Genomic DNA, 11,958 nt, shown 5'->3' with positions numbered 1-11,958 from the left:
GGGCTAGCTGTCCTGGCTTTCAGGTTCAATCTTCGACAGCAGATCGGTTGCGTCTTTAAATTTGTAGGTTTCGAGTGCCCGACTTAGCCGGGATGCAAGGATGGTTTCGTTGTTCTCGCGCAGAAACTCCAGCACCCGATCAATATCACTGTCGCTCGCAACACGGTTGCTACCCAGCCGCTGCAGCATTCGCGTAATGGTGTGGTGGATCGGCTCGCTTCGAATATTATCGGCCAACGCTGGGGTTTCGGTAGTCCAGGCTATTTCAGATAGCACCTGAACATGCTCCCGAAGCGTTGTCAGAAGTGCCTCCGGGCCAGGTATTGATTGGCCTGATTCAGCGGCTTGTTCGACCCGCTCGGCAACGCTCACCAGCTCCGTATTGGCGATGTTCGCCGCAGCCCCTTTTATTTTGTGAGCAATGGCCTTGGTTTCTCTCGGGTCATTGAGCTGTATACAGCGTTCGATGTCAGCGGTCATTTCTATGGAACTGGCCAAAAAACTGCGCATGCAGCGGTTGAAAAGGGCCGGGTCGGCTCCGAACATAGTCTGGTAAAGAGGTTGGGAAATGAACCCAGGCAATCCCGTCTTGGGAGTGTATTCCGGTCGGCTTGTCGACCTGGCAGAGGCTGGTATTGGGCGGGTAGTAGCATGTTCTTTGAAAAAAGCCTGCAGCAGCCTCTGAATATCTCCGGGAAGAACGGGCTTGGTGAGGTAGTCGTCCATACCAGCGGCGTAAGAGCTGCTGCGATCATGCTCGGAGATCGATGCGGAGAGAGCTGCTATAACCGGCTGCTTGATGTTCTCATGGCTTCGAATCTGACTGACAATATCCTGTCCGGTTTCACCGTCCAGGTGCAGATCCATAAGAACAAGATCAAACGAGTGGGTTTCAAGCTGGTGCATGGCCTGAGCTCCGTTATGGACAGACGTCGAGTCCACCCCTAAAGAGCTTAGATAGCTTGCAACGATTTCGCAATTCAACTGCACGTCATCGACGATCAACGCTTTCAGATTTTGGTATAAAAGGTGGGGGGCAGATATAACCGTGTGTTCCTCCAGCTGCTGTGGTGCCAGCTGTTCAAAAAGCTTGGAGGGTGTCAAAGGTTCGAATGCAAGCCGCCCGCCAGCGTCCTGAAATTCGATCATCCAGTCACGTTTGAAACCAGCGGGGACAACCAGAAGAAGTCCCTTCAGAAAATATTGCTCCGAAGCCCCCAATAGTTCCTGCACGAATGCTTTGATGAGGTCTGTTTCGATACTTTCCATATCGACAATAACCATCGAAGGCTTAGTGTCTATATTACTGGGTGCGTTTGCCAATACCGACTTGATCTCCTGTAGAGTTTTAGCCGGTATCAGTTCCAGAGACCAGTGTTCCCGGTAGGCCTCCAGGAGGCAAAGGTTATGCTTCATACCATAGTGATAGACCCGGATAGGGCTGGAAATATGGCGAGTACCGATGCTTCGTTCGTTCTCGGCCAGATCAACGGGAATCATGAGTGTAAACTTGGATCCCCGGTTTTCAGCACTTTCCAGCGTGAGCGTCGCGCCCATCAGCTGGGCAAGATGGCTGCTGATTGCCAGGCCAAGGCCTGACCCACCGAAAACGCGGCTGGTGGATTCGTCGGCCTGGCGAAAATTCTCGAAAACCCGCTGTTGGTCCTCTTCCCTGATTCCGATACCAGTATCCTTCACCGTGATTTTGAGCGTCCCATGAGTGTTGTCACTGCCGCTAAACCCGATGCTCACGCTCACGCTGCCTTCGTGGGTAAACTTGATTGCGTTCCCGACCAGGTTGGTGCATATCTGAGAGATTCGCATGAGGTCGCCTGTTACACGCCTGGGGGTTGACGGCGCAATGTTAACGCGCAGTTTCAGCCCTTTCTCTTCGGCAACGATGGCAAATAGCTCAACGCTGCGTTGGACAAGAGCCTCAATTTCAAACGGCTTATAATCCAGCTCTATGTGATCTGCCTCGATTCTCGACAGGTCCAGAATGTCGTTTAAAAGCTGCAGCAATACCTCTGATGCTGAAAACGCTTTGCTCACCAAACGCCGTGAGTAGTCGTTGAGTGGTGCTTCTTTTAACAGCACCAGCATGCCGATAATGGCGTTCATGGGCGTCCGGATTTCGTGGCTCATGTTTGCGAGAAATGCCGTTTTCACCTTAACGGCAGACTCGGCCTCCAGCTTCTGCATGTTGAGCTCAGCGGTTTTCTCTATGACTTCCTGTTCGACCCGCCGTTTTGCGTTTGATAGCAACATGAATGCGGCCAGTATCAACCCGTTTATAGTCAGGCCGCTTAAAAGAATAGCTGTGGGTAGCCTGCTGACGTTGTACTTTTCGAAAAGCTGTGTTGTCTGGACATCAAACTTCCATTCCCGGCCGTATATACCCAGGGGGTAAGAAGCCTGGAACATGGGCGAGGTGTCGTAATTGTTCTCTGTTGTTTCACTGAATTCGCTATATAGCTGGTGTTCGCCATCGCTGATTCGAAAATGCAGTTGTCGGTTAGTATTTGCCAGGGTGCCTTCCATTAGCCGGGAGACAATAAACGGTGCGTACACAAGGCCCAGGAAATCCGCTTCTTTGTCTTCTTGTTGCCCTGCTTCCGGAGTGCGGTAGAAAGGACGAAAAAACAAAAAGCCCGGCTTCTTTTCGTCGTCCTGCACCAGCACTATGGGGCCGGTAATCTGGGTCTCGCCAGTGCGCATGGCTTTCAGAGCAGCCGTGAAGCGGTTTGACTCATGGGCCATGTCAAGGCCGATGGCAGCTTCGTTTCCGGCTAACGGCTCAAGATAGGTGATGGGCCAAAAGTCGGTTCCTGTATGCGGCGGGTGAACGCGAAAACCCGGGCGTTCTTGTCGCTCTTCCGCAAGATAGGATTCAAGATTGCTTTCCGGCACCCTTTCAATAACGCCGATCCCGCTCACCCCTGGTAAACGGTCTTGTACCGCAAGTGACTCTGCGAAGCGCTGCCATTGAGTGCGTGAAATGTCGCCGTCGTTTGCGCGGATGGTGCCGACCCCGGAAAGCAGAGCAAGCTCGTATTTTTGCATCCGGTCCGTCAATAATGCATTGAGTTGCTGAACCCTCTGGTCAAAATGGTCTTCAGCCCTGGCATCGGCAATTCGTGCAGAAAATTGCCAGGCTGTGATGGTCAGCAGCAAGGAAAGACCGACCACCACCCAGTGCAGGTTTTTTATTTGAGCGGCAGCGCCCAGAAGTTTTACCATATACTGGTCTGGCCTGAGTGATGGGTTTATGTACGGTACGATAAGCCACACTAGCCGAGATTACGCAAAAGTTATAGCTCGACAGCAAGTGAGTGCGAACTGAGAGGGTTTGTGGAGCGGTCGTTTTCAGCCAGTACGTTAATCAGGCCAGGTGCATTCATGGCGCTTCATTTATAGCGGTGTGGAATAAAAAGGTGATTATGGATCCCGAACAGTGGCAAAGCGTTCTGGACATTATTCCGGATGTGCGCGATGGCCTGACTCGCACAGAGAGGCTTATTCTGTATCTGATACAGGAAACCCAGAAGGAGCGGAACGGGCTTAATGTCCCCACCGTTATGCTTTATGGGAGGGTGCTGGAGTACGTGGATATGAGTGAGGCCGAGCTGCATGTGTATCTCGACCGGCTGGGCGTTCGGGGTGATGGCACGCAATAGCCGCGGCGCCTGCAGCCCGGCTTACTGATCCAGTACGTAACGTCTGCGACCGGCTCCCAGCCCGGCAATTATGGCGCTAATCGCGATCAGGCCAAGGAAACCGCCTGCAACACTCCAGCTGTCGAATTTTTCGTGCAGAATACCGACAAACAACGGGCCCAGGGCAGCCATGGTGTAGCCTACGCTTTGCGCCATGCCCGATAAGCGCGCGGCGGTCTCTGCATCCCTTGCTCTTACGGCAAGCAGTGTGAGCGCTATGCTGAATGCCCCACCCTGGCCCAACCCCAGCAAAACCACCCACAACCACACCCCTTCGATAGGCGCATAAATGCTGCCGCCAATTCCGATGAGTATCGCCAGCATGACCAGGACGACCATGGCTCGCTGATCGCGCATATGGCTGGCTATCCAGGGAGCTGCGATAGCGGATGGCACCTGCATAAGAATCGATACCGACAGGGCCAGTCCGGCGTTAACTGCGTCAATGCCCCGGTCCTGCAGGATCGTCGGTAACCAGCCGAAAATCGTATACGCGAGGGATGACTGCAAGCCCATATAAAAAGCGATCTGCCAGGCCAGTGTGTCCTTGAAAAGGGATTTTTTTGGCGCGCGGGGTGCCTTGGGAACCTGTTTGCCATCAAGCTGAAGCCACCAGACGACCGCCGCAATTACGACGGGTATTGCCCAGAATGCCAGAGCGGGGTGCCAGGCATTGCCAAAAGCTATACGCAGTGGCTCAGTCGTGCCGGCTGCCACGGCGGCGCCGGTGCACAGTGCAGCCGTATAAATACCGGTCATCAGACTTGCTGAGTCAGGGAAGTCGCGCTTGACGATTCCCGGTAGCAAAACGCTCATTACGCCGATGCATCCGCCGGCGATCGCTGTGCCCAGGAACAAACCACTGACGCCGAGGTAAGGGCGTGCGATCAGAGCCACGCCGAGGATTATGAGGGCGGCCAGCACCGCCCGCTCCATACCAAGTTTACGCGCAGCACGCGGAGCAATCGGTGCTGCCAGACCCAGAAGCAGCACGGGCAGTGTTGTAAGCACGCCTTGGCCGATGGATGACAACGAAAGGCTATCGCCGATGGTTTTGAGTACCGGCCCGACACTGGTCAGTGCCGGGCGCAGGTTGAGGGCGACCAGCATCATGCCCACGAACATCATTATGGCGTTGCGGGATTGTCGGCGGCTGGTTTTTCCGGTCATTAACGTCAACTTGGTTTAGCGAGGGTTGATTGATTATCAAACCCCATTTTGGTGCACCTCACTGATCGGTCAGAAGAACACACCCGGCAGCCAAGTGGCGATTTCCGGAAAGACCATAATGATGCCAATAGCCAGTATCTCGATGATCACGAACGGAATCACGGAAGTATAGATATCTTTCATGGTGATTTGCGGCGGTACCACACCTTTCAGGTAGAACAGGTTAAATCCGAAGGGTGGTGTCTTGTAGCCGATCTCCATGTTGATCACGAACAGGATGCCGAACCAGATCGGATCGAAGCCAAGGGATTTCACGATCGGCATAAACACCGGCAGAGTAATCAGCATGATGCCAACCGGGTCGAGCACCATGGCCAGGAAGAAGATGATCACCATCATTGCAATGATGATGCCCCAGGGGCCACCAGGGATGTGCTGCATCATGCCTTCGATAAGCTCCTGCGCACCCATGCTTTGGTATGCCGCGCTGAATGCGTGGGCGGCAAACAGAATCCACATGATCATGCCGGTGAGCTTGAAGGTGCGAATAGCAGCTTCCTGCAGGATGCTCCACTTGAGTTGGCGATAAACGGCTGCCGAAATTAGCGAGCCGAGAACACCCATGGCGGCGGCTTCTGTTGGCGTGGTGATGCCGCCGATAATGGAGCCCAACACCATGAAAACAACGCCAATGGGCAGCAGTACAGCCCTCAGGGCGCGGAGCTTTTCGGGCCAGGTGCCACGTTCTTCCGGCGGCAGCGCGGGTGCCAGGTGCGGCTGCAGGGTAGAGCGTACAAGGATGTAAAGAACGGTCATAACCATCAGCAGCACACCCGGCATGATGCCGGCTGCGAACATCTGGCCTACAGAGACACCGGTAATCAGTGCGTAGAGAATCATCAGTATGCTGGGTGGTATCAGAATGCCCCAGCCGCCACCTGTATTGATTACCCCTAGCGCCATCTTGCGGTCGTAGCCCCGCTCCAGCATGGAGGGCAGAGCGATGGTGCCCATGGCAACCACTGCGGCACCACTGATACCAACCATGGCCGCAAATACCGCGCAGATAACCAGGGTTCCTATTGCCAGACCGCCGCGAAGGCCACCAAACCACAGGTGCATCATCCGGTACAGATCCCGTGCGACACCGGTTCGTTCCAGCACCATGGCCATGAAAACAAACAGGGGTATGGCAACCAGGGTAAAGCTGCCCATGGTGCCCCAGATCTGCGAGGCCACCATATAGAAGGAATCAAATCCCCAGGTGAAATAGAGAAAAATCACCGAAACGCCACCGAGAACAAAAGCCAGCGGCAAGCCCAGTAGCAGGAAAAACAGCAGCGAGCCGAAAAACAGGAGGGTCAGGATTTCAATACTCACGACTGCTCTCCTTCGGAAATGCTCTGATCCGGGCGGTAATAATCCAGATTGAAGGCAATGGCAATGTCTTCAAGGAGCTTGGCCAGGCCCTGCAGTACCAGCAGTCCGGTGCCGACAGGAATGGCGAGCTTGACTGGCCAGATTGGTGGGTTCCAGGCTGAGTAGGTGGTCTCCCAGCTCGAGATGGATTCGCTTGCCATATCAATGCCGAACCACAGCAGGGCAAGGGTAAAAATGAAAAATATCAGAGAGGTGAAAATGTCCATTACCGCCCGCTTGCGTGGGGGTAGATGTGAGTGCAGAAGGTCGACATTGACATGGCCCCGATGAGCCATGATGTAGCCTCCGGACATGACCGCATAAACGCCGAACAGCATCTGGGTAAGCTCGTTGGTCCAGACTGTGGGTGCGTTCAGCAGATAACGAAATCCCACCTCCAGTAGCAGGAACGCGAACATGGCGAAAACGAGCAAGGCTATCCAGCGCCCGACAAAGTCATTAAGGCGGGTAACCCCACTAATGAATGCGGTCAGCACACTCATGGCATTCTCCCGGAGGATGTTGGGTTGCGTCAGGGATAAAAAGGCCGGACGTCAAAGACTCCGGCCTTTATCAATTATTTGATTTCTTTACTCAGAGGTAACCGAGCTCGGCCAGGTAGCCCTTCAGCATGTCCAGCGCCTTCTTGGCGTTTTCGCTGCGCTCACCTTCCTCGTCCCACATTGCCTGAGCTGCTTTTACCAGCTTGTCCTGAACGTCATCCGGCAGAACGTTTACCTGCACGCCCTGTTCGGCGATGACCTTGGCCAGGGTAAGGCGCTCCTTGTAGAGGTATTCGTTGGTACGAATCCAGAATTGCTCATCAAGTGCGTCTTTGACGATCTGCTGCATGTCTTCCGGCAACTTGTTCAGCGCCTTCATGCTGACAATGATGACGTCTGTGCCCGCAATGTTCAGGGCTGGTTGAACATGGTACTTGGCCACTTCATACAGAGCCATGCTGGCAGCGCCCTGAGCGGCGCCCCAATGAGCACCGTCAACAATGCCCGAGTCCAGTGCCGAGTATAGCTCGCTGCCCGGAATATAAGATGCTGCAGCACCCGCTTCGGTCAGGAACTTTTGCAGAACACCGGAGGAGCGAATCTTCAGGCTGGTGAAATCGTCCCAGTTATTGATAGGCTTTTTGACCACCATTTCGGTGGGGTACACTTTATCGGTCGCCCAGTAAACGCCATGCTCTGCCGCTTCGTCACGGAGCATCTGCTCAAAGCCCATGCCCTGATGGAAGTATTCAGCCTCCCAGACGTTACGGAACGCAAAGGGCAGGCCGGAGGCAATGCCGGCAAGGGAAACTTTATCCTGAGCGTAAGAGGGTGAAATCGTGCCCATTTCAAGAATACCGCGGCTCACGGCATTGAACGTTTCCTGAGCCTTGAAAAGCGCGCCGGCTTCATAAAGTTTGAGCTTGAGGCGCCCGTCTGTGCGCTCTTCCAGAACTCGTTGCAGCCTTACCAGGCTGTCTGTGTAGGAGCTGCTGGCGCCTGGCCAGTGGGACTGTACTTTCCAGGTGAAGGTTTCCTGGGCTGCTGCGGGTGCGGCGGTCAGGGCAGCGGAAACCCCAAGCGTAAGGGCTGACGCGTAAACGGTCAGGGTCTTGCGTGCGTTGGCGAAGAGATTCATGACTGTGCCTCGTTCGTTGTTGTAATGATGGTTCTTGTTGTTTCACTGTGCAGAACTTGCGACTGCAGGGTGAACTATTGTTTGGTGAATCTATCACAAGATCGGGTTTTTGCAATAGGATGTTTTAGGCTTGGACAACAGAATATATTAAAAGGATAGCTCAATGATCGTCAGTCAGCAGTCTTATGGTGTGCTTCAGCTTGTTATCAATCGTCCTGAGAAGAAAAACGCCTTGACCCGGGATATGTATCAGCAGCTGAGTCGCGCTTTAAACCGTGCCAATGGAGACGAGACCGTTAGTGCCATTGTTATCTCCGGCGCAGGCGGTGTGTTCACTGCCGGCAACGACCTGGATGATTTTCGGGCTCGCGCTACGGATGAACACCCGAAGCCGTCCGCCGGGTTGGCTTTTATTGAAGCGCTGATGGATTGCGATACACCGGTTATAGCGGCCGTTGAAGGCTTGGCAATCGGGATTGGCACTACTTTGTTGTTGCATGTGGATGTTGTAGTGGCGACCGAAAATGCGAAATTCAAAACAGCGTTTGTGGATCTTGGGCTGGTGCCCGAGGCCGCCTCGACAGTCACTATGCCTTTGCATCTGGGGACCCGTAAAGCCACCGATCTTTTATTGCTGGGTGATGTGATCAGCGGCAGGGAGGCCAGGGATTGCGGGCTGGTAAGCCGACTTGTGGGTGATGGGCAGGCTTTGTCTGAAGCGTTGGTAATTGCCGGAAACCTGGCAAGTAAGCCCCGAGAGGCACTGCGGGCCAGTAAGCGATTGATCCGGGCGCCTTGGCGGGAGCAGATAGAGCGAGCGCTGGAACGGGAGAGGAAGGTGTTTACTGAGCGGCTTCGCTCCGAAGATTGCCGGGCCGCACTGGATAAGCTGGCCCGGCGCTGAGCGGAATTGGCGTGAGCTAGTGTGGGATAGCTTGCCAGTAGGGCTCGCGCAGCTCCCGTTTGAGGATTTTGCCGATGGTGGAGCGGGGCAGCTCATCCCGGAATTCGATGGCAGAGATGCGCTGGCTTTTGCCCAGTTTTTCGTTGGCCCATTCGAGTATCGCCGGCCCGGACTCTTTGTGTCCGGGCTTGAGAACGACCAGGCCTAACGGTGTTTCACCCCACTGTTCGCTTGGAACACCGATAACCGCTGCATCGTCCACCGCTGGATGCGCCAGCAGCGCTTCTTCAAGGTCCACTGCGTAGATGTTGAATCCGCCGGAAATGATCATGTCCTTGCGGCGGTCGAGAATATGAATAAAACCGTCCTCGTCGATTCGTCCCATGTCTCCGCTGCGATAAAACATATTGCCTTGCGGGCTTTGCCACAGCATTTCCTGGGTCTGCTCTGGCCGATTCACATAGCCACGCATCATTGAAATCGCCCGACCAACAAGCTCGCCGATTTCGCCTTTCGGCAGTTCATGGCCATCCTCGTTGATTACGCGCACCTCCGCGCCTTCCGTCGGAACGCCCACGGAACTCCACTTATCCGGGTGCGCGGCGCAATCGAGGCTGGTTGAAATGCCGCCCTCTGTGAGGCCGTAAACTTCCCGTATATTGCCGGGCCAACGCGCCATAGCGTCGGCTATTACGTCGGGTCTAAGAGGTGCACTGGTGCAGAGTTTCAGCTTGAAGCTGGAGAGGTCGAATCGTTCAAACTCCGTGTCAGCCAGGATCCTCTGGTATTGCACAGGCACCAGCATGGCGTGGGTCACACGGTGTGCTTCGGCCAGTTCCAGAAACCGACGAGCGTCGAACTTCGCCATGATAATCAGGGTGCCGCCATGGAACAGCGTGGGTAACACTGAAACAAGTGTGGTGTTGGAGTACAGCGGTGTTGAGACCAGGTTAACGGCATCGCCATCCAACCCGAAGCGGCTCATGCGCACCATCTGTCTCTGCCGGAAACGGTAGTCATGAAGGATGCCTTTCGGGGTGCCGGTCGTGCCGGAGCTATAGATGATGTTAAAGGCATCATCCATTGTTACATCTGCGGGCGCGGCTTCTGCAGAGGCATTGCCCAGCCAGTCGCTCAGGGTCTCGCCAATCCCTTCACCATCGTCATCCAGTGCAATAATTCGATCGCCTGACAATTCCTTCAGTGCTGGCCGGAAGCTACGAAGGAGGTCATGGTTTTTTTGCGACACAAACAGAAAATCCGCGCTGCAATCGGACAGCATCAGGTTCAGGGCTTCTGCACTGGCCATGCCTGAAAGCGGCACCATGCAGCCGCCTGCAGTCAGTACGCCAAGATACAGCGCAACATAATCGGCACTGTTCTCCGACAACGCAGCAACTGAGTCGCCGGTCCGCAGGCCTGCGACTCTCAGGCGGTTGGCGATCTGGTTCGTTCGATCCAGAAGGGCGCGCCAACTCACTGTGCCCTGCTCAGTGATCAATGCTGGATGGTCTGCGCGGGTGGCTGCAAACGCCTGTATCCGGTGGCCGATGGCTTCCATGGGTTCGTTTTGGGTTATGGGTGCATACACCGGCATTTTGCTCAGGTTACTTTTCATTTTTGTGCCTTATGCTGCTATGGTGTTTTGACTAGTGAAATTTACTTCCGATTATATTGACTCAAAAGCGGAAGGCATGACAAATTAATACGAAAGCAAAACCGCCAGCGCAATAATAAAACCCACAATAATAAAACCCACAATAATAAAGCCAGAGACACAAGGAGCATCGGCATGGGGCGTTTTGAGAACCGGGTAGCACTTGTCACCGGGGCCGGCAGTGGCATTGGTCGGGCAACCGCTTTGCGACTGGCCCGCGAGGGTGCTCGAGTGGTCATGGCGGACACGTCCGAGTCGGGCCTGATTGAAACCGGTAACCTGATGCCGGAAGGCGCTGAACACCGCCGACGTATCGTCAACGTTGCCGATGAGGCTCAGGTGAAAGGTCTGGTAAACGAGGCTATCAAAGCTTACGGGAAGATCGACATTCTGTGCAATATCGCGGGCATTGCGAGCACGGTTAAAGGCCATCCGCCGGTAACTGAAAACGAACGAGACGAATGGGACAGTGTGTTGTCCGTTAACCTCGTTGGCACCATGTTGCTCATCAAGCACGTTGCGCCCCATATGCAGGCGCGCAAACTCGGTTCTATTATCAATACAGCTTCGGTTGCCGGTATCCGGTCCGGCGCAGGGGGCAACGCGTACAGCGCCTCCAAGGCTGGAGTGATTAACCTTACCATGACTGCTGCGTGTGATCTTGGTGCCGACAATGTTCGTGTGAATGCCGTGTGCCCGGGTCTGGTAGAAACCGGCATGACAAAACCGATATTTGAATACGCCCGCGCCCATGAAAAAGCCCACAAGCTGGGCGCTCGCTGCGAACTCCGCCGTTATGGCAACCCGGAAGAAATCGCGGCGGCCATTCTGTTTTTTGCCAGTGACGATGCCAGCTATATCACCGGGCAAGCGCTGCCGGTAGATGGCGGCAATACTGCCTCTCTGAATCTGCCAGGAATGAAAGTGTAATGAGCAAGCAAGAATTGTCTTCTGTCGATGGTGCTTATGTAGATGGCACAGAGCTGCCGGGCTTTCATAACCTGCTCGGATACCGCCAGGCCTCCTGGGAGGAAAATGAAGCGGTTATTGCGCTGGAGCTGCAGCCGAGGCATCTGAATCTGGGCGGGGTTATCCACGGCGGCGTGCTTACCTCACTGCTTGATATTGCCATGGCGCAAGCCGGCACACACTGTCCCTACCCGGGGCGGATGCGCAAAGCCATCACCCTGTCTTTAACCACGACGTTTACCGGCCAATGCTCCAGCGGCACCATTCGTGTGACCGGGCGCAAGCGGGCGGGTGGCACGCGGATTTTCAATAGCACCGGCGAAGTCCATGACGACAAAGGCAACCTGCTTGCCATTGCCGAGGGCACGTTCCGGATTCGGTCTGGCAGCGACAAGCCCGAAGGCGTTCCTATCTGATTTTCAGAACATTTAACAAAAGCCTGATCGGCGATGAAGACCGGTCAACGAATCATTATTAAAGAG

10 protein-coding genes are annotated in these 11,958 nt (G+C 54.7%); 4 read left to right on the top strand and 6 right to left on the bottom strand.

The features are described 5' to 3' along the window. Positions 1–3 precede the first annotated feature (3 nt). Complete coding sequence (locus ACN0V1_RS01070; RefSeq protein WP_417543209.1) at positions 4–3,240, bottom strand: CHASE domain-containing protein; 3,237 nt, start codon at positions 3,238–3,240, stop codon at positions 4–6. Between the two features lie 200 nt (positions 3,241–3,440). Here ACN0V1_RS01070 and ACN0V1_RS01065 point away from each other — a divergent pair, with 200 nt between their 5' ends. Further along, positions 3,441–3,677: a hypothetical protein gene (locus ACN0V1_RS01065; RefSeq protein WP_417543629.1), complete on the top strand. Its 237-nt coding sequence runs from the start codon at positions 3,441–3,443 to the stop codon at positions 3,675–3,677. Positions 3,678–3,698: 21 nt separating this feature from the next. On the opposite strand, the gene ACN0V1_RS01060 is transcribed toward ACN0V1_RS01065, so the two are convergent. The 4 genes from ACN0V1_RS01060 to dctP all read right to left on the bottom strand — a co-directional run bounded on the left by ACN0V1_RS01060 (position 3,699) and on the right by dctP (position 7,946). After that, complete coding sequence (locus ACN0V1_RS01060) at positions 3,699–4,886, bottom strand: CynX/NimT family MFS transporter (protein WP_417543208.1); 1,188 nt, start codon at positions 4,884–4,886, stop codon at positions 3,699–3,701. A 69-nt stretch (positions 4,887–4,955) separates the two neighbouring features. Next, positions 4,956–6,266, bottom strand: coding sequence for a TRAP transporter large permease (locus ACN0V1_RS01055; protein ID WP_417543207.1), 1,311 nt, complete (start codon positions 6,264–6,266; stop codon positions 4,956–4,958). Then, positions 6,263–6,808 carry a TRAP transporter small permease subunit gene (locus ACN0V1_RS01050; RefSeq protein WP_417543206.1) on the bottom strand — a complete coding sequence of 182 codons (546 nt, stop codon included), beginning with the start codon at positions 6,806–6,808 and terminating at the stop codon, positions 6,263–6,265. The genes ACN0V1_RS01055 and ACN0V1_RS01050 overlap by 4 nt, the downstream gene beginning before the upstream one ends. A gap of 91 nt (positions 6,809–6,899) precedes the next feature. Next, entirely contained in the window at positions 6,900–7,946 is a 1,047-nt protein-coding gene (gene dctP, locus ACN0V1_RS01045; protein WP_417543205.1) for a TRAP transporter substrate-binding protein DctP, read from the bottom strand. 163 nt (positions 7,947–8,109) lie between these two features. Here dctP and ACN0V1_RS01040 point away from each other — a divergent pair, with 163 nt between their 5' ends. After that, positions 8,110–8,850, top strand: a complete 741-nt coding sequence (locus ACN0V1_RS01040) for an enoyl-CoA hydratase/isomerase family protein (RefSeq protein WP_417543204.1) — start codon at positions 8,110–8,112, stop codon at positions 8,848–8,850. 16 nt (positions 8,851–8,866) lie between these two features. Here the strand turns inward: ACN0V1_RS01040 and ACN0V1_RS01035 are convergent, their stop codons facing one another. After that, positions 8,867–10,468, bottom strand: coding sequence for a class I adenylate-forming enzyme family protein (locus ACN0V1_RS01035; RefSeq protein ID WP_417543203.1), 1,602 nt, complete (start codon positions 10,466–10,468; stop codon positions 8,867–8,869). A 174-nt stretch (positions 10,469–10,642) separates the two neighbouring features. Here ACN0V1_RS01035 and ACN0V1_RS01030 point away from each other — a divergent pair, with 174 nt between their 5' ends. Further along, positions 10,643–11,437 carry an SDR family NAD(P)-dependent oxidoreductase gene (locus ACN0V1_RS01030; protein ID WP_417543202.1) on the top strand — a complete coding sequence of 265 codons (795 nt, stop codon included), beginning with the start codon at positions 10,643–10,645 and terminating at the stop codon, positions 11,435–11,437. Beyond that, entirely contained in the window at positions 11,437–11,892 is a 456-nt protein-coding gene (locus ACN0V1_RS01025) for a PaaI family thioesterase (protein ID WP_417543201.1), read from the top strand. The genes ACN0V1_RS01030 and ACN0V1_RS01025 overlap by 1 nt, the downstream gene beginning before the upstream one ends. The last annotated feature ends 66 nt before the right edge of the window (positions 11,893–11,958 follow it).

It is taken from the genome of Marinobacter sp., from assembly GCF_048266785.1.
Taxonomy (GTDB): domain Bacteria; phylum Pseudomonadota; class Gammaproteobacteria; order Pseudomonadales; family Oleiphilaceae; genus Marinobacter.
This window is presented reverse-complemented; position numbering and strand designations above follow the sequence as displayed.

What these genes read in the sequence shown, in the direction of transcription:
- ACN0V1_RS01070 (WP_417543209.1), bottom strand. Translation starts at nt 3,240, where the DNA reads ATGGTAAAACTTCTGGGCGCTGCCGCTCAAATAAAAAACCTGCACTGG.
- ACN0V1_RS01030 (WP_417543202.1), top strand. Translation starts at nt 10,643, where the DNA reads ATGGGGCGTTTTGAGAACCGGGTAGCACTTGTCACCGGGGCCGGCAGT.
- ACN0V1_RS01025 (WP_417543201.1), top strand. Translation starts at nt 11,437, where the DNA reads ATGAGCAAGCAAGAATTGTCTTCTGTCGATGGTGCTTATGTAGATGGC.
- ACN0V1_RS01060 (WP_417543208.1), bottom strand. Translation starts at nt 4,886, where the DNA reads ATGACCGGAAAAACCAGCCGCCGACAATCCCGCAACGCCATAATGATG.
- ACN0V1_RS01065 (WP_417543629.1), top strand. Translation starts at nt 3,441, where the DNA reads ATGGATCCCGAACAGTGGCAAAGCGTTCTGGACATTATTCCGGATGTG.
- ACN0V1_RS01035 (WP_417543203.1), bottom strand. Translation starts at nt 10,468, where the DNA reads ATGAAAAGTAACCTGAGCAAAATGCCGGTGTATGCACCCATAACCCAA.
- ACN0V1_RS01040 (WP_417543204.1), top strand. Translation starts at nt 8,110, where the DNA reads ATGATCGTCAGTCAGCAGTCTTATGGTGTGCTTCAGCTTGTTATCAAT.
- ACN0V1_RS01050 (WP_417543206.1), bottom strand. Translation starts at nt 6,808, where the DNA reads ATGAGTGTGCTGACCGCATTCATTAGTGGGGTTACCCGCCTTAATGAC.
- dctP (WP_417543205.1), bottom strand. Translation starts at nt 7,946, where the DNA reads ATGAATCTCTTCGCCAACGCACGCAAGACCCTGACCGTTTACGCGTCA.